We start from the raw sequence: 20,390 nt of genomic DNA, 5'->3' as shown, positions 1-20,390 counted from the left end.
AGTGATAACAAAACCAAACGATGCCGCATGACAAGAAAAGGAAGCCACGATTATGGCTAAAGGTCTTCGTAACCGCCGCACAGTGCGCCACTCGCGTGCACTCGGTATTGCCCTGACTCCAAAAGCTGAAAAGTACATGGAGCGCCGCCCATACGGTCCAGGACAGCACGGCCGTGCTCGTCGTCGTCAGGACTCTGACTACTCGGTACGTCTGAAAGAAAAGCAGCGTCTGCGGGCAATCTACAACATTCGTGAAGCCCAGATGGTGCGCTACTTCAAAGAAGCACGCCGCCGTTCGGGTCTGGCCGGTGAAAACCTGGTAGAAATGCTGGAGTCCCGCCTGGATGCTCTCGTACTGCGTGCCGGTTTCGCCCGTACCATCGCACAGGCCCGCCAGCTGGTTGTTCACCAGCACATCCTGGTTGACGGTCAGCGTGTTGACCGCCCATCGTTCCAGGTTAAACCAGGCCAGCTGATTCACGTTGCACAGCGTAGCGAAACTATGGTCCCATTCCAGATCGCTGCCACCGGTGCACACCAGGAAGTACTGCCAGACGTTCCAGGCTACCTGGAAGTAGAAATCGACAAACTGCGCGCCACCTTGGCTCGTGAACCAAAACGCGCTGAAATCCCAGTGTCGATTCAAGAACAGCTGGTTGTCGAGCACTACTCGCGCTAAGCCTAGTATTCAATTAACATTCCCGGCTCGGTGTCCCTTGTTTTTTGACAGGGCACCGGGCCGGAGTTGTTTCCCTACAAATCTTGTCTTTGAAATCGAATAGACTGACCAGATTGGTAGAGTAGGGACGATCCAGAATCAGAAAGGGACTGCGGTTGTGAAACGAGTTTTACTTGTGGGAGTGGGAGCAGCACTTGGATGGTACGGTCACTCGAAACTCTCTAAGGGCCGAGACGAGGCCGCCATCCGGGCAGAAGAAGCTCTACGCACCTCGCTGGCACCGGAAAATATCGGACGCAGCATCGGTGAAGGCGCCGCCCAAATTATCGTGGAGTCCACTAAAGCGTTCTTTACTACCGTGCGAGACCAAATCCCTGCGCTGAACAGAGCAGAACCCGCCCCGCCGATTGTCGAAAAGCCCAATGGGGTCGAGCCACTGCAAGGCGAAGTAACGAATGTCGCCTCGGTACGGGCCGAATAATCCCTAACTTTCAGAACTATTCAATCAAACCGGTAGTGTCACCGGTTCCTAGCTCGTGATGGAAAACAGTTATGCAAACTCATGAAATTGCCCGCCGCTGGACTGCGTTTTTTGAAAAGAAAGCTCACACCGTAGTTCCCTCGGCGTCGCTGGTCTCCCCAGATCCGTCGTTGCTGTTCACCGTCGCCGGCATGGTCCCGTTCATCCCATACTTTCTTGGCCAGCAAACCCCTCCGTACCAGCGTGCGGTCTCGGTGCAGAAATGTATTCGTACCGCTGATATTGAAGAAGTCGGTAAAACCGCTCGTCACGGTACGTTTTTCCAAATGGCGGGTAACTTCTCCTTTGGGGATTACTTCAAACACGGCGCGATCACCATGGCCTGGGAACTTTTGACCACCTCCCAAGAGGACGGTGGTTACGGTTTGGATCCCGAGCGTCTCTGGGTCACCGTGTACCAGGAAGACGACGAGGCCTACGAAATTTGGCGAGACGTCGTCAAAATCCCCACCGAACGAATTCAACGCATGGGCAATGAAGATAACTACTGGCACACCGGCCAGCCCGGTCCCGGAGGCCCATGTTCCGAAATCTACTACGATCGCGGCCCCGAATACGGTGCCGAGGGTGGCCCTGCAGTCGATGACACCCGCTACCTAGAAATCTGGAACCTCGTGTTCATGCAGTACCAACTCGGTGAGGTTCGTAGCCAAGCAGACTTCGACATCGTTGGTGAATTGGTTCATAAAAATATCGATACCGGCTTGGGCATGGAACGATTAGCCATGATCCTGCAGGACGTCGAAAACATGTATGAGACCGACCAGGTTCGTCCTGTTCTGGACCGTGCAGCAGAACTAGCTGGCGTTAGCTATACGTCAACCGAAGATCCTCAAGATCCACGATTTGCAAACGATATGCGGCTTCGCTACATCGCAGATCACATACGTTCAGCTTTGATGCTCATCAGCGACGGTGTTATCCCTGGCAATGAAGGCGGTGGCTATGTCTTGCGTCGGTTGATTCGTCGTGCCGTTCGCGCGATGCGCCTGATGGGTGTCAACAGTGCAGTGCTGCCCGAACTCTTGCCGATTTCACGTGATGCGATGCGTGGCTCATATCCGGAAGTCGCTGAAGACTTTGAACGGATCTCGCGTATTGCTTATGCCGAGGAACGTGCATTCTTGCGGACGATCGCGGCCGGCACCACGCGGTTAGAATCCTCCGTTGCACAAGCACGCGAAGCCGGAACACTACTGTCTGGGGATGCGGCATTTGAACTGCATGATACTTACGGTTTTCCTATTGACCTCACACTGGAAATGGCTGAAGAGGCCGGGGTTGCCGTTGACCAGGACAAATTCATGGAGCTGATGCAGGAACAACGCCAACGAGCCCGGAGGGATGCTAAATCCAAGAAAACGGGTCACGCTGATACCAGCCTGTACTATGCAGCCCACGCAGGTGAAGACACGGTATTTACCGGATACACCGAGCACACCACGCAATCACGAATTCGATCCCTGTTGGTTAACGGGCAGCAGGCATCGGTTGCTGAGCAAGGCCAACAAATCGAACTGGTCCTAGACGCAACACCGTTTTATGCCGAAGCTGGCGGCCAAGCTGCTGACTCTGGGTTGATTACCGGTGACGGCTTTGTCATCGAGATCACCGATGTGCAGTCACCGATCAAAGGCCTGTCGGTCCACCAAGGCATTATACGTGAGGGCGAAGCAGCACTGGGCGCAGAAGCCGTTGCAGCGATTAATCTGCAGCGACGTTTAGACGCCCAGAAAGCTCATTCGGCGACGCACATCATTCACGCGGCACTTCACCAGATTCTCGGACCAGAAGCCGTGCAGGCAGGCTCATTCAATAAAGAGGGCTATCTGCGCTTTGACTTCCGATGGCAAGATGCGTTGTCCGATGCCGCACGCCGTGAAGTTGAAGAACTGTCCAACATTGCTATCCGGGATAATTTCCCGGTCCACACCGTGGAAACTAGCTTGCAAGAAGCTAAAGACATGGGGGCTATGAGCCTGTTCGGTGAAAAGTATGGCGATCGCGTTCGAGTTGTCGAAATCGATGGTGCCTGGTCACGTGAGTTGTGCGGTGGAACCCACGTTTCAGCGACCGCCGAGATCGGAACATTGGCACTGCTCACTGAACAGTCTGTGGGCTCAGGAAACCGACGAGTCGAAGCTCTCGTTGGACTTGATGCTTTCGAACACTTCGCTGCCGAACGGACGCTGGTCAATCAGCTGTCTTCCATGCTTAAAGCACCGACAGCTGAAATCCCGGGCCGTGTTGAGCAAACCCTGACTCGTCTGCGCGAGCTAGAAAAAGAACTTGCAGCACTTCGCACACAACAGATGCTTGCACAAGCAGCAAAACTTGTGGATGAAGTAGAAACCGTCGGAAATGTGACCTTGCTAGCCCAGAATCTGGGCGACGTTTCCAGTGCAGATGACCTACGCTCCACGGTGATGGATCTACGCGATCGACTAGCCAAGGCTGGTCATCAGAACATTGTCGTGGCCTTGATTGGTGTGGCGAATAATCGTCCACTGGTAGTCATAGCCGTCAATGAAAGTGCGCAGAATCTGGGACTGAAAGCAGGTAATCTGGTCAAGGTCGCCTCACAAACCTTAGGTGGTGGCGGCGGCGGTAAACCAGATCTTGCTCAAGGCGGGGGACAGGACACTGCCAAGATTGCCGATGCGCTAACAGCACTTCGGCAGGCAGTGGAAACTGCATAACAGAACCGACAACGAAACGCTGATTAGAACTATTCAATGACAGATACACGCGATCATGAGCCGGTACGAGGTTCTCGTCTGGGAGTGGATGTCGGACGGGCCCGTGTTGGCCTTGCGGCAACCGATCCGGCTGGCATTATGGCCAGTCCGGTGACCACATTGACGAGAGACCCCAAGAATTTTCGCGACCTGCATGCAATCGTTCATGAAGCGATTCAACGAAATGCTGTTCGTGTCTACGTCGGCGATCCGATTAACCTGAAAGGCCAAAAGACTGCGTCGACTCAGGACGCTCACATTTTTGCCCGGCAATTGGCAACAATGCTTGCTGAAGCAGAACTTCCCACCCAGGTTCGGCTCATTGATGAACGGCTGTCGACGGTGAGTGCAACACAGCAACTTCGCCAGGCAGGCGTATCATCGCGGAAACAGCGATCTGTGATCGATCAGCTTGCCGCCGTGGCTATTTTGGAACATGCCATGGTGCTGGAGAAAAATACCGGGGGTAACACCGGCGTCCTGGTCGGCCGAGACGAGGAGGGCGAAGTTGACGGATAGCAAGCTGCCAGAAGAACCTTCTGAACCACAGTTCCGTTCCCGCCGGGAACGTCGGGAATATGAGCGTGCCCGGCACCAAGCCCGGCACATGACAGGCGAGCTTACGGTCACCCAGGAGGATTCAGAGCACTACCTCCCAGAAGCCGAAACGTCACCGGCTGAACCTGAAACGTCCGAAGCTGAAGTGGAGTTTCGCCCGCAACCTATAGCTGCTGACGGCCCCGGCGGACTCCAAGATGCCCCCAGTCGTCCGGTCAATTATTCCCCAGATCAGTCAGCGGAAGAACCTGAGGGCTTTTTCAATGACTCCATCCGATATGACAATGCGGCAACGGCATTACCACAACTTCCCGAAGATACCCGCGCATATCCAGAACAGTCCGGTAATGTCGACTCTGACATCGAAGAACAACCCGGTGAGAAGACGTCCGATGATAACCCGCTGGGTTACATGCTCGTTGGTGACGGTATGCAGTTGCCGGAGATCGACGAGGAAGAATTGAAGACACGCAAAACGCGTAAACGCCGCCGGACCATCATTATGCTCACCAGCTTTGCGGTGTTTTTGGGTCTTCTTGCGATCGTCGGCATTGGGGTAGGCCAGTTGGTTGGTTGGAATAATAAAGACTTCCCTGGCCCAGGTGGACAAGAAATCGCCTTTGAGGTCAACCCGGGCGAAGGCCCCATCGTTATCGGCAATCGCCTGGTGGAAGAAAACATCGTAGCCTCCACCAGAGCATTCCGTGACGCTGTTGAAGCAACTGATACCACAGCACAAATCCAACCCGGTGAATATACCCTGCGCTATGAGATGCCGGCCCGAGACGCAGCCGAAGTGTTACTGGGGGTTGGGATTCCGGGCATGAACTATGTTCATGTCAACTCCGGCCACCGGATTGATGATGTCTTCGCACATATTGCCGAGCGGACTGACTACAGCATCGAAGAGATTGAAGAGGCAGCAGATCCAACCAACTTTGATCTTCCCACAGAAGCCTCCACGCTGGAGGGGTATATTGCGGTCGGAGAGTACCATTTCCCACTGGATGCCTCCATCCAAGAAATCTTAGAAATCATGATCGAACCGACCATGGAAGAATTCGAGCGCTTAGACGTGAATGAAGGAGCTCAACAGCACCGACTCGTAACAGTTGCTTCAATCGTCGAGGCCGAGGCACGGCCTGAAGATTACGCCACGGTGGCTGGAATCATTGAAAACCGTCTGGATGAGTCGAATCCAGAAACTGCAGGATTCTTACAGATCGATGCCACCGTTATCTACGGTATGGGCGTCCGGCAGTTGCAATTTACCGCCGAAGACCGCCGCGATGCATCCAATGAATACAACACCTACGTCCACCGCGGATTGCCACCCGGACCGATTGGTGCCCCTTCAATCGAAGCGCTGGATGCCGCGGCAGCACCTAAGGATTCGGACTACTACTACTGGATCACCACCAATATTGAGACTGGTGAAACGAAGTTCTCCTCGACCTACGCCCAACACCAGGAGTACCAGGAAGAATATCGAGCTTACTGTGACGATAACGCTGAGATCTGCGGTCGCGGGTAGTCAGGGGAGATATGACTGATCAGAAATATCACGCGGCTGTGCTCGGCTCACCGATCGCACATTCTAAGTCCCCGGCGATGCACCAAGCAGCATACGAATACTTGCAAGCTCCCATCGATTACGACCGGTTCGAGGTAGCTGAGGACAAGGCGGCGGAATTTTTCGCCTCACTTGATCAACGTTTCGGTTCACGACGTCGTCTTGTAGGATTTTCCGTGACGATGCCGCTCAAAGCCGTTCTGGTACCCCACATGGATGACCTCTCCACTCGAGTGCAACGCCTTGGTGTACTGAATACCGTGGTATTTGACAAACACGGTGCAGCTTGTGGCTATAACACAGACGTCGACGGCGTCCGGCTGGCATTAGCCCAGGCCGGGTTCACCAGTGCTGATGGTGGTTCGATGGGTATTCTCGGGGCCGGCGGCACAGCTACGGCGGCTGTGGCGGCTGCAGCAGATATGGGTCTAACACAGGTTGTGCTGTACGTGCGCGACCCACAACGGGCTCAGGATGCTCTCGAGGTTGCTGAGTATTTTGGTTTAGTAGCACGAGTTAAACGGTTAGAGACCTTTGTCCAGTCAGTGGCGCATCATGCTGCTGTCGTGGCCACTTTGCCGGCGCACGCAGCCGATTCGCTGGCCACTGAACTACCATCGGCAGGACTGCCACCGCTGCTTGATGTGATCTATGATCCCTGGCCCACGGCGTTGGCCGCGGCCTGGCAAGCAACCGGGGCACAGGTGGCATCTGGACTCGACATGCTACTGTATCAGGGCGTGGAACAGGCCAAATTATTTATCCAAAAAGTGGTAGCAAACCCAGAAACTATTGACTGGGATATCGCAACACACCATATGGCGGCAGCACTGGCTCTTGACGTGAGCTAATGTGCAACCGCACTGACAAACATCGACATGAAGCAAGCGCAACTGCGCAGAGCATGAAAGAATCGGGCCTATGATGCGTTGGTTAACAGCAGGGGAGTCGCACGGCTCTGGACTCGTAGGAATTATTGAAGGCCTACCGGCGGGAATTGAAATCACTACCGCCGATGTCCAAGAAGCCCTTATGCGGCGTCGTTTAGGGTACGGTCGCGGAGCGCGAATGAAATTTGAAAAAGACGAGGTCACCATTATTGGTGGTGTTCGTCATGGGGTGACACTCGGCTCGCCCATTGCCATTCATATCGCCAACACCGAATGGCCAAAATGGGAAAAGGTAATGAACCCTGATCCCGTTGATTCTGCAGAACTTGAGGGCCTGGCTCGCAACGCCAAGCTCACCCGCCCGCGTCCGGGTCACGCCGATATGGCTGGCATGCAGAAGTACGGTTTCGATGAAGCCCGCCCACTGCTCGAGCGCGCCTCCGCCCGCGAAACAGCGACCCGTGTGGCTCTGGGCCGGGTAGCCCAGCAGTTCTTAGCCCAGCTTGGGATTACCACCGTGTCGCATACCGTGCGCATGGGAGAGGTGGCCATACCAGATGGCTATGACTTTCCCACCGCCGACGATGTGGAATCCTTGGATGCTGATCCACTGCGCTGCATTGATCCAGAGGTCTCGGCCAAGATGGTCCAAGTTGTCGATGTGACCAAGAAGTCTGGAGAAACCCTGGGCGGAGTGGTCGAAGTTATCGTACACAATGCACCGGTCGGGCTCGGCTCCCACATCCACTGGGATCGCCGTTTGGATTCAAAACTGGCTGGCGCCCTGATGGGTATCCAAGCCATGAAGGGTGTTGAAATCGGTGATGGTTTCGACATCGCCACCCGGGTTGGTTCAGCTGCCCATGATGAAATTGTGCGCAACCCTGATGGCTCAGTTGCCCGCACAACCCACCGTGCCGGCGGCATTGAAGCAGGCATGTCGACCGGAGAACCCATCCGTGTGCGCGTGGCCATGAAACCGATTGCCACCGTGCCACGAGCGCTTCAAACAGTTGATGTCGCAACCGGGCAGGCCACGAAGGCCCACCACCAGCGTTCCGATGTCACGGCGGTTCCAGCCTCTGGAGTCGTCGCTGAGGCCATGGTTGCCCTGGTGATCGCCGGTGAAGTGCTAGAGAAATTTGGTGGCGACTCCGTTGCCGAAACCAAACGCAATATGGACAGCTTCATTGCAAATATTGCTCGGCTGCCCGAACCATCCTCGGATGACGCCGCCGATGACCACCTGGGCGACCCACTATAACCATGCCAGCACTTAGCCTGCCGATCATTCTGATCGGCCCCATGGGATCGGGTAAAACCACCGTGGGTAGACACCTCGCACAGCGTCTTGAAGCAAACTATGTTGATACCGACGATCTGTTCGTGGCCGAACACGGCCACATCGGCCAATTCTTCACCACCCACGGTGAGACAGCCTTTCGTGACAACGAACAACAAGTCATTGCCCAGACCCTTGCCCGCGATGATTTAGGTGTCATTTCACTGGGCGGGGGAGCCATCATTCGGCTGGCTAACCGCGAAATTATTCGTGAGCGTGGTTACGTTGTATTCCTCGACGTCAGCGAATCAAAAGCCCTCAATCGGCTCGGCGATGCCAGCGATCGGCCCGTGTTGGCAGGCGATCCAGCAGGTCAATGGTCGCGGATCCGGGCCGATAGGCTTGAGCACTTCACCCAGTCAGCACATCAAGTGGTGGATACCACTGGACTGGACGTCGACGCTGTGGCGACTAAGATCGTCCAAGGATATCAATCATTTTGTCAAGGGATTCGACCGCAGTTATGACTGAAAACACTACAAGCGCCACTACCCAACAGCCCACGATCATCAAGGTTGCAGGCGGCTCAGCAAACGAAGTCAACGGCGGTTACGACGTCGTTATTGGCAGCGGCCTGCTAGCCCAGCTACCAGAGATCCTGGGGCCTCAAACCCACCGGGTGGCAATCATCCTGCCGCGCGCGCTGCGCGCGACCGGTGACGTTGTGAAATCATCGCTGGATGAGGCCGGTTTCAACGCCATTTTGGTGGAGATCCCGGATTCAGAAGAAGGCAAACACATCGAAGTTGCCTCCTTCTGTTGGCAGGTTCTGGGACAAAGTGACTTCACCCGCTCAGATGCCATTGTCTCCGTTGGAGGGGGAGCAGTCTCAGATCTTGCCGGTTTCGTTGCCGCAACCTGGCTACGTGGTGTGCGTGTCATCCACATGCCCACCACCTTGTTGGGCATGGTGGACGCTTCTGTTGGAGGAAAAACCGGTATCAACACCGCCGAGGGCAAAAACCTGGTCGGCGCATTCCACCCACCGGCTGGTGTGCTAGCCGATCTTGACACATTGCTCACCCTGCCCAAAAACGAGGTCATCTCGGGACTGGCCGAAGTCGTAAAATGCGGTTTTATCGCCGATGCGACCATCTTGGACCTGATCGAAGCCAACATGTCGCAGGTTTCCAACCCGCACGCCTCGGTGCTGCGTGAACTCATTGAACGGGCAATCCAAGTTAAAGCCGATGTCGTAAGCCAGGACCTTAAAGAATCCAACCTGCGTCAGATGCTCAACTACGGGCACACGCTGGGGCACGCCATCGAATTGGCGGAACGCTACCAGTACCGTCACGGGGCAGCCGTCGCTGTCGGAATGGTCTTTGCCGCCGAACTCGCACGCTCAGTCGGCCGTCTCGACGATGCCACAGTGGCCCGCCACCGCAGCATCCTCGAAGGCATCGGTTTGCCAACCAGCTACGTTGGAGACCGGTGGGCGACTTTATTGGATGGTATTCGTCGTGATAAGAAAAACCGCGGCGAACAACTGCGCTTTGTGATCCTAGAAGAGCAAGGCAAACCAGTCACCTACGATGTTCCCGATGAATCCTTGCTATTTGCGGCATATCAAGAGATTGTCGACTAGCCACTCGAAAATTTTCTCGGTCGTCTACACTAGAGAAGGCCGGGTTCTATGAAGCTGCCCGTAATCTGCCAGAATACATACTCGACTTTCAAGACTTATACGGAGAAATCACCCCCATGGTCATGCTCACCAGTAACGATATTAAAAACGGTTCCGTCGTCGTCGTCGACGGCCAACTCTGGCAGGTACAGGAATTTCAGCACGTCAAACCCGGTAAAGGTGGTGCGTTCGTGCGCACCAAAATCAAAAATCTGACTTCCAATAAGATCGTGGATAAGACCTGGAACGCAGGCGCCAAACTGGAATTTGCCTCCGTGGATCGTTCCGAATACCAGTACCTGTACCGTGACGCTGATGACTTCGTGTTCATGGATCTGAAGACTTTTGACCAGATCATGGTTCCCTCATCCGTGGTGGGTGATGCTGCCGACTTCCTGCTGGAAAACGAAAACGCCCAGATTGCGATGTCCGATGGCGTGCCACTGTACTTAGAGTTGCCACCAACTGTGGTGCTAGAAGTCACCTATACTGAACCAGGCCTGCAGGGGGACCGCTCCTCGGGTGGTACCAAACCAGCAACAGTCGAAACCGGCCTGGAAATTCAGGTTCCACTATTTGTCGATGAAGGCACCAAAGTCCGTGTGGACACCAAAAATGGTGAATACCAGGGCCGGGCCACTGAGTAATCATTGGCGCGGAGTACAACTACATTGACAAAGAACGCAAAAGACCAGCCACGTAAGATCGGTTCCCGGGGACGGGCCCGACGTCGTGCCCTTGAAATCCTATTCGAAGCTGAACATCGAAACACCACCCCGCTGTCGGCGCTGCAACGACGACGCGAATTCACCGACCAAACCATCAACCCCTACACCGCACAGATCATTGACGGGGTGATCACCCACCAGGAGCAGATTGACGAGCTGTTAGCACAGTATGCCCACGGCTGGACGATGGAACGCATGTTAGCCATGGACAAGTCCATCCTGCGATTGGGCGCATGGGAATTGTTATTCAATGACGAAATGCCCGACGCCGCAGCAGTCAACGAAGCAGTCAATATGGCTCGGGAATATTCCAACGATGACTCACCGGGCTATGTCAATGGTGTTCTTGGTCGCTTACAAGACCTCAAACCCACGTTGTTCCTGTAAACATCACGGATGTGAGGCACACCGGTGCTACAGTTACATCCAGTGAAACTGACGGGAATACCACAGATCCCGCAGATCCTTTAAAATCCGTCCTGTGAGGCGGGAAAGGAGATAATCGTGGTGCAAGAACCCGTGCGCAAAGCACGCACCGTGATGTCCGAATCGGATATCAATCGGGTCCTAACCCGCATCGCTCACGAGATCCTCGAGGGCAACCGCGGCGTCGAGAACCTGCTCATTTTGGGTATCCCACGCCGAGGCGTCCCGCTGGCCAATCGCCTGGCGGCCAAACTAGCAGAAATTGATCCAGCATTCATCATCGAAGAACGCACCGGACAACTCGACATCACCCTCTACCGGGATGACCTCGCCCGCTCTGGTTCGCGAGTACCAGCATCCACTATCATCCCGCCAGTCGGTGTTGATGACGCCGTGGTCGTACTGGTAGATGACGTCTTGTATTCCGGACGAACCATTCGCGCAGCACTGGATGCACTGTCTGCTATCGGGCGGCCACACACCGTACGCCTAGCGGTCCTGGTGGACCGAGGGCATCGCCAGTTGCCCTTACGCGCCGACTATGTGGGCAAGAACCTGCCAACGGCGTCATCCGAACATGTTCGGGTCCATCTGTCCGAAATCGACGATGGCGAAGACTACTACACCACTGACCAAGTACAAATCGTGGAAGTGATGGACTAATGCGCCACCTTCTGGCAACCCGAGACCTGTCTTACGACAACGCACTGAAGATCCTTGACACCGCCCAAGAAATGGCCACGGTCTCGGATCGCTCCATCAAAAAACTTCCGACCTTACGCGGCCAGACTGTCGTCAATCTGTTCTTTGAAGACTCAACCCGCACCCGCACTTCATTTGAGGCTGCAGCCAAGCGTCTGTCGGCTGACGTGTTGAACTTCGCGGTCAAAACCTCATCAGTATCCAAGGGGGAGTCCCTGAAGGATACCGTCCAAACCCTTGAAGCAATCGGTGGCGATGCGATAGTCATGCGCCACTGGGCCTCTGGCGCCGCTCAACAGCTCGCGAATTTTGGTTGGTCGTCATCGGCAGTCATTAACGCCGGCGACGGCACCCACGAACACCCAACCCAAGCGCTGCTGGATGCATTCACCTTGCGCAACCGTTTATACGGTGCCAAAGCCACCGGTAAAGACCTCAACGGCCTCCACATCGTGATCGTTGGAGATATCCTGCACTCCCGGGTGGCACGTTCAAATGTGTGGTTACTACACACCCTGGGTGCCAAAATCTCACTGTCCGGGCCACCGACTTTGATGCCGGTGGGTGCCAACACTTGGCCGGTAGACATCAACTACGATCTCGACGCCCTGCTGGCACAGCGTGTCGACGCCGTCATGATGCTGCGCGTCCAAGCCGAGCGCATGGCTGGAGCCTTCTTCCCCTCACCAACCGAATACACTCGCGGCTGGGGGCTGACCAACGACCGGTATCAGACCATTGCCGGAACCGACATTCTGATTATGCATCCTGGGCCGATGAACCGCGGATTAGAGATATCCGCGGCAGCCGCCGATTCAGCACAAAACACCGCACTCGAACAAGTTGCCAATGGCGTCTCTGTGCGCATGGCAGTCCTGTACCTGCTCCTGGCAGGTCAACTAGGACAATGAAAGGGTAACGAATGACTTATACCTATGTGATTACTGGCGGCACCACCCCCAACGGCGTGCAGACCGACGTAGCCATTGATGCCAACGGCACGATTGCACAACTTGGCCAAGAACTTGCCACCGCCGGCGCTGAGGTGATCGACGCTACCGGCAAGATCGTGCTGCCCGGACTGGTAGACCTGCACACCCACCTCCGCGAGCCCGGCAACGACGACGCCGAGACTGTAGAAACCGGTACCCGAGCCGCAGCCAAAGGCGGATTCACCGCTGTTCATGCGATGGCCAACTCCAACCCAGTGGCTGACACCGCCGGTGTCGTAGAACAGGTGCACCGACTCGGCCGTGCTTCCGGCTGGACCGATGTCTACCCGGTGGGAGCCGTCACCGTGGGCTTGAAAGGTGAACAGCTAGCCGAAATTTCTGCCATGCACGATTCAGCCGCCGAAGTCACCATGTTCTCCGATGACGGCATGTGCGTCTGGGATCCAGTGTTGATGCGCAGAGCACTGGAATACGTCAAATCCTTCGACGGGTTCATCGCCCAACACGCCCAGGAACCGCGCCTGACCGAAGGCGCACAAATGAATGAATCTGCACTCTCATCAGAACTCGGCCTGGCAGGCTGGCCTGCTGTCGCCGAAGAATCCATCATCGCCCGCGACGTCTTATTGGCCCAACACGTCAATTCCCGTGTACATATCTGTCACGTCTCGACCGCCGGGTCGGTCGAGTTAATTCGCTGGGCCAAATCCCAGGGCATCAACGTCACCGCCGAAGTCACCCCGCACCACTTATTGCTCACCGAGGACTACGTCAAAACCTATGACCCGGTCTATAAGGTCAACCCGCCACTGCGCAAAGACTCCGATGTCCACGCGCTACGCCAGGGGCTAGCCGATGGCACGATTGACACCGTTGGTACCGATCATGCGCCACACACCGCCGAAACCAAACAATGCGAGTGGGTCGTAGCAGCCATGGGCATGACCGGACTGGAAACCGCACTGCCCGTCATCCAGCGCACCATGATCGACACCGGCCTGCTCGACTGGCATGCGGTTGCACGTGTGATGTCGGTCAATCCGGCAGCCATCTACCGCCACACCGACCAAGGCCAACTCACAGACAGCGGTAGTCTGGTACAGGGGGCAGTTGCAAACTTGGCCATCTACGATCCGAACCACACCTTTGTGGTCAACCCGGCCCAGCACGCGTCAAAATCCGCCAACTCGCCATATAAAGACATGGAACTGTCCGGACAGGTAACCGACGTGTTCTATCGCGGACATCGCGTCGTCGCCGACGCGGAGCTGACCACACCGTACCAACACAGCTACTAAGGAAGCACCAGTTTTGGACGAGACCGTATTTATTGTCACCCTGACCTCAACCATTCTTGTGCTGATGATCCTCGGAATCATCTTCGGACGTCGCAACCGCACCAAGCGACAACAATACGTCCCCATACCGCATGACGTACCTGCAGGACTGTTGGAAAAACAACCACAACTGGTTGTGGAAGGCACCTACGTCTCGACCGTCTTAGGCCAAGAACTCCTAGAACGTGTAACCGCCCACCGACTGGGCAACCCCGCCACAGTACAACTCGAAGTGCATAACGAGGGCGTTGCTCTGCTGCGCGCTGGTGAACCGAATATCTTCATCCCCACCCCAGACCTCGTCACGGTCGCCACGGTTTCGGGCATCGCAGGAAAGTTCGTCGAAAAAGACGGAATCCTAGCCATCACGTGGAACCTCGGCGACGTCGAAGTCACCACCGGATTGCGCATCGAATCCATCACCGAACATCAACAAGTTCTCACCGCACTGGAACAACTTACGAACGGAAGGCAGACCGCATGAGCGCATCAGCCAAACTTGTCCTGGCAGATGGCACCATCTATGCCGGCACCACCTACGCAACAACCGGTACCGTCTTTGGGCAATTGGTCTTCGACACCACCATGACCGGTTATCAGCACAGCCTGACGAACCCAGCCAATGCACACACGCTAATGGTATTTACCTTCCCACACATCGGTAACGTCGGGGTCAACGACGCCGAAGCCGAATCAGGCGCCTACTGGCCAGCCGGCGTGATCATCCGCGAACCGGCCCGGATACATTCCAACTGGCAGGCAGAACGCGACCTGGAGGCTGATCTGACCGCCGCCGGTGTGGTTGGTATCGCCGGAATTGACACGCGCGCACTCACCAGGCGCATCGCCGCTGCCGGGCAAGTCGCCGCCGGAATTTTTACCGGTGACCACGCCCAAGCCACCGACGCCGAGTTAGTCGCCCAGGTCCAGAACTGGTCTCAACCTGCCACCGAAGAACTCCTGGCAGAAGTCACCACCAGCACCGCCTACGAGGTCGCCGCCGATACACCAAAACACACCGTTGCCCTGATCGACCTAGGTGCTCGCCGTTCCACTATCAATCAGCTGGTGCAGCGCGGCAACACCGTCAAGGTGCTGCCAGCCAACGCCACGGCTGACGACATCGCTGCCGCCAAGGTTGACGGCGTAGTCTTCTCCTCGGGCCCAGGCAACCCAGCACAAGCCACCGCACAAATCGAGCTGGCCACCGCGCTGCTGGATGCCAAAACTCCACTATTGGGCATCGGATTAGGCCACCAGATTATTGCTCGGGCCCTGGGATATGACACCGCCCTGCTAGCCCAGGCTCAGCGCGGCCCCAATCAGCCGGTCTATGATGTGGCCTCCGGGCAGAGCATTATTACCACCCAGAACCACCAGTACGCCGTCGTCGCCCCACACGGCACCTCCACCGCACCGAATGCCACCTACGGGGAGGTGACCGTGACCCAATACAGCCTCAACGACCAATCTGTCGAAGCGCTACGCGCCGAGGCACTGCCGGTGGTCACGGTACAGTACTACCCAGAAAATACCGCCGTTACCGTCACCGAAACGCACCCGGTCTTCGATACCTTCGCAGCCCTGATGGCCACCGGAAAATAAGACTTTAGGAAACACAGACATGCCAAAACGCACAGATCTCACATCCGTATTAGTCATCGGCTCCGGTCCCATCGTGATCGGCCAGGCCGCCGAATTCGACTACTCAGGAACCCAAGCCATCCGGGTACTCAAAGAAGAAGGCATCCGCGTGGTGCTGGTCAACTCCAACCCGGCCACCATCATGACAGACCCGGAAATGGCTGATGCAACCTACGTTGAACCCATCACCGCCGACGTCGTTGAGAAAATCATCGCAGCCGAGCGTCCCGATGCGATCCTGCCAACCCTGGGTGGACAAACCGCACTAAACACCGCCATCCAACTGGATGAACGCGGCGTATTAGAACAATACGATGTCGAACTCATCGGCGCTAACATTGCCGCAATCGAACTGGGCGAAGACCGTGAACAGTTCAAAGGTGTTGTTGAACGATGCGGTGCCGAATCCGCTCGTTCCGTGATTGTCCACTCCATGGATGAGGCCCTGGAAGCCGCCAAAGAACTGGGCTACCCAATGGTTGTTCGACCATCATTCACCATGGGTGGACTCGGCTCGGGCATGGCCTATAACGAAGCCGACCTGTACCGCATCGCCGGCGCCGGCATCCAGTACTCGCCAACTTCGGAAGTCTTATTAGAAGAATCCATCCTGGGGTGGAAAGAATACGAATTCGAAATGATGCGCGACAGTGCTGACAATGTCATCGCATTGTGCTCGATCGAAAACTTCGACCCGGTCGGCGTGCACACCGGAGATGCCATCACCGTGGCACCGGCTGTCACCCTGACGGATACTGAATTCGCCAAGATGCGCGACATTTCCATCAAGATCATCCGTGAAGTCGGCGTGGCCACCGGTGGCTGTAACATCCAGTTCGCAGTCAACCCAGTAGACGGTCGCATCGTCGTCATCGAAATGAACCCTCGCGTCTCGAGATCTTCGGCACTGGCGTCCAAAGCCACCGGATACCCAATTGCTAAAATCGCGACCAAACTGTCACTGGGCTACACCCTGGATGAGGTGCTCAACGACGTCACCGGCACCACAACCGCCGCATTTGAGCCGGCACTGGACTACGTGGTTGTCAAAGTCCCGCGCTTTGCCTTTGAGAAATTCCCCGCCGCTGATGCCACCCTCACCACGACCATGAAGGCCGTGGGCGAGGTTATGTCCTTTGGCCGGAATTTCTCTGAAGCCCTCCAAAAAGCTCTGCGCTCTTTGGAACAGGCCGACGACGCCGAACTAGACTTCACTGTGCCAGACGCAGCAGAAGTAGCCCAACTGCTGGAAGCCGCGAAAACAGCCACGACATCGCGTCTAGGACAGATCCAGCGTGCACTGCTTGGGGGAGCGACCCCACAGCAAATCTTTGACATCACCATGATCGATCCGTGGTTCATTGATCAGTTGGTGCTGATCAATGAAGTAGCCACCGAAATTCGCAATGGTGATGAACTGACCAAAGACCTGCTGCTGCACGCTAAACGCCATGGTTTTTCCGATCAACAAATCGGCCAGCTGCGTCACATGGATGAGGCCGTCGTCCGCGGCGTCCGCCACGCACTGGGTGTGCGTCCGGTCTACAAATCCGTTGACACCGCCGCCGGTGAACACCTTGCCCAGGCGCCGTACCACTACTCATCCTACGACGGCACCGAAACCGAAATTACTGCACACAGCCGTCCGACGGCGATCATCCTGGGCTCGGGACCAAACCGCATTGGTCAGGGTGTGGAGTTCGACTACTCGTGTGTGCATGCGACCATGGCCATGCAACAGGCCGGTTATGACACTGTACTGGTCAACTGCAACCCAGAAACGGTGTCGACCGACTCGGATATGTCCGACCGTTTGTACTTCGAACCGTTGACGCTGGAAGACGTACTGGAAATTATCCATGCCGAAGAACAAACCGGTCCGGTCGAAGGAGTCTTTGTCCAGCTTGGTGGTCAGACGCCGTTGAAGCTGGCTCAAGATCTCGCCGATGCCGGGGTAACTATTTTGGGTACCTCTCCGGAAGCCATTGATCTGGCCGAACACCGTGGCCTGTTCTCCCAGGTGCTACAGGAAGCCGGACTGATCGCACCAAAGAATGGTACTGCGGTTTCATTTGAAGACGCCAAGGCCGTTGCCGATGAAATCGGCTACCCGGTGCTGGTGCGTCCATCGTATGTGCTGGGCGGTCGCGGTATGGAAATCGTCTACGACGAAGCCCAGTTGGAGTCCTATATTATAAACTCCACGGCAGAAATCACCGCCGAACACCCGGTGCTGGTTGATCGGTTCCTCGATGACGCCATCGAAATCGACGTTGATGCCCTATATGACGGGCATGAACTGTTCATGGGCGGCATTATGGAACACATCGAAGAAGCCGGGGTGCACTCCGGTGACTCCGCGTGTGTCCTGCCCCCAACCACGCTGGCACCCGATGTGTTGGCGCGGGTGCGTGAAGCAACCGAAGCCATCGCCAAAGGCGTGGGCGTGCGCGGCCTGATCAACATCCAATTTGCACTGGCCGCTGATATCCTCTACGTCATTGAGGCCAACCCGCGTGCCTCACGGACTGTGCCATTTGTTTCCAAAGCCACCGGTGTAGCACTGGCGAAAGCTGCCGCTAAAATTGGTGTCGGAACCACCATCGCTCAACTGCGCGAAACCGGGGATCTGCCGGCCACCCACGATGGATGGTCGCTGCCACTGGGTGCACCGATCGCTGTCAAAGAAGCCGTTCTGCCATTCACCCGCTTCCGTACGCCCGAAGGCCGTGTTGTGGATTCACTACTGGGACCAGAAATGCGCTCGACCGGTGAGGTCATGGGCATCGATAAGTACTTCGACACCGCCTATGCTAAATCTCAAGACGCCGTTGGCGGCCGTCTGCCGACCGGTGGCCGCGTCTTCGTCTCGGTAGCTAACCGCGATAAACGGAGCATCGTAGCCCACGCCAAACGTCTGACTGATATGGGCTTTGAGCTCGTGTCAACCGGTGGCACAGCTGATGTGCTTGCACGCAACGGCATTACCACGGAAATCGTCGACAAGATTACCAGTGATGTTGAAACCACCGGTGAAACGATTCTTGACCAACTCGAAGACGGTCGCGTAGATCTGGTAATCAACACGCCATCGGGTTCTGACGCACGTGGTGACGGTTATGAGATCCGAGCCGCTGCCAATTCGCTTGGTGTGCCACTGGTGACAACCATGGCCGCGGTCGGTACCGCGCTGCAGGCCATCCAGGCACAACGTGAATACTCCTGGGACGTTACCAGCTTGCAAGAACACGATCGCCGTTTAGCCGAAGTCATCAACAACCAGCACTAGGAAACCATGTCACAACCATTTGGAAGTCGTCTTGCCCAAGCCATGGACCGCCACGGTCCACTGTGTTTGGGCATCGACCCACACCGTCAGTTGTTGAACGCCTGGGGACTGAGTGACGACCCGGCTGGGCTGACAACCTTTTCCAAAACCGTAGTCGAAGCCGCTGCCGAAACCAACGGTGTCGCTGCCTTGAAACCACAGGTCGCACTCTATGAGCGGTTCGGCTCGGCGGGCTTCGCGGTATTGGAAGAGACCCTGCAGTTGGCACGTGATGCGAATATCCTCACGATTGCCGATGCCAAACGCGGCGATATCGGCTCCACCATGGAAGGCTATGCACAAGCGTGGCTTGCTGACGGATCAGCATTGGCCGCTGACGCGGTGACCCTGACGGCCTACTTGGGCTATGAATCGTTGCGTCCAGCAATCGATTTAGCCTTATCCCATGACAGGGGCGTATTCGTCCTCGCCTTGACATCGAATCCCGAAGGAGCATCTGTTCAACATCTTGGTCCTCAAGGTGACTCGGTTGCCAAGCGGATCGTCGATGCCACATCGCAAGATAATGCAACGGCCACAGGGCTTGGATCTATCGGATTAGTCGTTGGCGCAACCGTTACAGACGATGCTAAGGCACTTAATATTGATCTGGTTAGGGCAAACGCGCCTATTCTCGCGCCAGGGTATGGGGCTCAAGGCGCTCAGGCCGCAGATATTCGGGCGGGCTTTGGTGAGGCTTGGAAGAATGTCCTAGTCAACTCGTCACGAGGCATCTTGCAGCACGGCCCCGAAGTTGCAGACCTGAAGTCGGCTATAGACGACGCTCGCAAAGACATCAATGTGAAGTAGAATACAATCCACTAGGTAGAACAGGTCAAACACCCCGGTGGTTACAGGCCTCTTGGGGTGCGACGGTCCTCACCGTTACGCTAGAAACGGGCACGAAAGGGCAAAGCCAATGGTTCTCAAAGATTTGACACCCGCCGAACGTCAAGCAGCTCGACAAAAAGCGCTTGATGCCAGGACGATACGGGCAAAAGTCAAAGCGGATTTCGCTGATGGAAAGCTAACACTGGCAGAGGTTTTTGAACGATCTGACACAGAAGAGGCTGTCGCCCGGATGCGTACCATCGATCTGCTCACTGCTATAAAAGGTATCGGTGAGATCCGCGCCCAAAGCATTATGGAACAGTGCGAAATTTCTTTGAATCGGCGTCTGCGCGGTCTGGGCCATCGGCAACGTGACGCGCTCATTGATGCCCTAGGCCGGTAGAAAAAAACCACAGAAATGGGCGGTCTCTTTTGTGAGATCGCCGGTTGTTGCGCTAATCTACACGTATCGCATTCGAGCGGAATCCACCCA

General features: G+C 56.0%; 19 protein-coding genes. All 19 read left to right on the top strand.

Annotated features, from left to right (window positions below; all coding sequences use genetic code 11):
• The first annotated feature begins 52 nt into the window (after positions 1-52).
• Positions 53-679, top strand: coding sequence for a 30S ribosomal protein S4 (gene rpsD, locus K8V32_RS04920; protein WP_303903742.1), 627 nt, complete (start codon positions 53-55; stop codon positions 677-679).
• A 157-nt stretch (positions 680-836) separates the two neighbouring features.
• Positions 837-1,160, top strand: coding sequence for a hypothetical protein (locus K8V32_RS04915; protein ID WP_303903739.1), 324 nt, complete (start codon positions 837-839; stop codon positions 1,158-1,160).
• A gap of 71 nt (positions 1,161-1,231) precedes the next feature.
• Positions 1,232-3,919, top strand: coding sequence for an alanine--tRNA ligase (gene alaS, locus K8V32_RS04910; protein ID WP_303903736.1), 2,688 nt, complete (start codon positions 1,232-1,234; stop codon positions 3,917-3,919).
• A gap of 36 nt (positions 3,920-3,955) precedes the next feature.
• On the top strand, positions 3,956-4,477 hold the full coding sequence (gene ruvX / locus K8V32_RS04905; RefSeq protein WP_303903733.1) for a Holliday junction resolvase RuvX: 522 nt from the start codon (positions 3,956-3,958) through the stop codon (positions 4,475-4,477).
• Positions 4,467-6,050 (top strand): endolytic transglycosylase MltG, encoded by a 1,584-nt coding sequence (gene mltG, locus K8V32_RS04900; RefSeq protein WP_303903730.1) that lies wholly within the window; start codon positions 4,467-4,469, stop codon positions 6,048-6,050. The genes ruvX and mltG overlap by 11 nt, the downstream gene beginning before the upstream one ends.
• 11 nt (positions 6,051-6,061) lie before the next feature.
• Positions 6,062-6,940, top strand: a complete 879-nt coding sequence (locus K8V32_RS04895; protein ID WP_303903727.1) for a shikimate dehydrogenase family protein — start codon at positions 6,062-6,064, stop codon at positions 6,938-6,940.
• Positions 6,941-7,010: 70 nt separating this feature from the next.
• The gene (gene aroC / locus K8V32_RS04890) at positions 7,011-8,243 is read left to right on the top strand and encodes a chorismate synthase (RefSeq protein WP_303903724.1); all 1,233 of its coding nucleotides are present in this window, start codon (positions 7,011-7,013) and stop codon (positions 8,241-8,243) included.
• A gap of 2 nt (positions 8,244-8,245) precedes the next feature.
• Entirely contained in the window at positions 8,246-8,788 is a 543-nt protein-coding gene (locus K8V32_RS04885) for a shikimate kinase (protein WP_303903721.1), read from the top strand.
• Positions 8,785-9,909 (top strand): 3-dehydroquinate synthase, encoded by a 1,125-nt coding sequence (gene aroB / locus K8V32_RS04880; RefSeq protein WP_303903718.1) that lies wholly within the window; start codon positions 8,785-8,787, stop codon positions 9,907-9,909. The genes K8V32_RS04885 and aroB overlap by 4 nt, the downstream gene beginning before the upstream one ends.
• A gap of 122 nt (positions 9,910-10,031) precedes the next feature.
• The gene (gene efp / locus K8V32_RS04875) at positions 10,032-10,595 is read left to right on the top strand and encodes an elongation factor P (RefSeq protein ID WP_303903715.1); all 564 of its coding nucleotides are present in this window, start codon (positions 10,032-10,034) and stop codon (positions 10,593-10,595) included.
• A 57-nt stretch (positions 10,596-10,652) separates the two neighbouring features.
• Positions 10,653-11,063, top strand: a complete 411-nt coding sequence (gene nusB, locus K8V32_RS04870) for a transcription antitermination factor NusB (protein ID WP_043058019.1) — start codon at positions 10,653-10,655, stop codon at positions 11,061-11,063.
• A gap of 117 nt (positions 11,064-11,180) precedes the next feature.
• Complete coding sequence (gene pyrR / locus K8V32_RS04865) at positions 11,181-11,765, top strand: bifunctional pyr operon transcriptional regulator/uracil phosphoribosyltransferase PyrR (RefSeq protein ID WP_524536687.1); 585 nt, start codon at positions 11,181-11,183, stop codon at positions 11,763-11,765.
• Positions 11,765-12,715: an aspartate carbamoyltransferase catalytic subunit gene (locus K8V32_RS04860; RefSeq protein WP_303903712.1), complete on the top strand. Its 951-nt coding sequence runs from the start codon at positions 11,765-11,767 to the stop codon at positions 12,713-12,715. Before pyrR ends, K8V32_RS04860 begins: the two co-directional genes overlap by 1 nt.
• Positions 12,716-12,726: 11 nt before the next feature.
• Entirely contained in the window at positions 12,727-14,055 is a 1,329-nt protein-coding gene (locus K8V32_RS04855; protein ID WP_303903710.1) for a dihydroorotase, read from the top strand.
• Between the two features lie 13 nt (positions 14,056-14,068).
• A complete protein-coding gene (locus K8V32_RS04850; RefSeq protein ID WP_303903708.1) occupies positions 14,069-14,578 on the top strand; it encodes a PH-like domain-containing protein in 510 nt (169 codons plus the stop codon).
• Positions 14,575-15,699 carry a glutamine-hydrolyzing carbamoyl-phosphate synthase small subunit gene (gene carA / locus K8V32_RS04845; RefSeq protein WP_303903706.1) on the top strand — a complete coding sequence of 375 codons (1,125 nt, stop codon included), beginning with the start codon at positions 14,575-14,577 and terminating at the stop codon, positions 15,697-15,699. The genes K8V32_RS04850 and carA overlap by 4 nt, the downstream gene beginning before the upstream one ends.
• 19 nt (positions 15,700-15,718) lie before the next feature.
• Positions 15,719-19,027, top strand: coding sequence for a carbamoyl-phosphate synthase large subunit (carB, locus tag K8V32_RS04840; protein ID WP_303903702.1), 3,309 nt, complete (start codon positions 15,719-15,721; stop codon positions 19,025-19,027).
• Positions 19,028-19,033: 6 nt separating this feature from the next.
• A complete protein-coding gene (gene pyrF / locus K8V32_RS04835; RefSeq protein ID WP_303903699.1) occupies positions 19,034-19,876 on the top strand; it encodes an orotidine-5'-phosphate decarboxylase in 843 nt (280 codons plus the stop codon).
• A gap of 109 nt (positions 19,877-19,985) precedes the next feature.
• A complete protein-coding gene (gene mihF, locus K8V32_RS04830; protein ID WP_303903696.1) occupies positions 19,986-20,300 on the top strand; it encodes an integration host factor, actinobacterial type in 315 nt (104 codons plus the stop codon).
• The last annotated feature ends 90 nt before the right edge of the window (positions 20,301-20,390 follow it).

Source organism: Enteractinococcus helveticum (genome assembly GCF_020742345.1).
GTDB lineage: Bacteria > Actinomycetota > Actinomycetes > Actinomycetales > Micrococcaceae > Yaniella > Yaniella helvetica_A.
The sequence above is the reverse complement of the archived record's forward strand: the minus strand, read 5'-3'. Positions and strand labels throughout refer to the sequence as shown.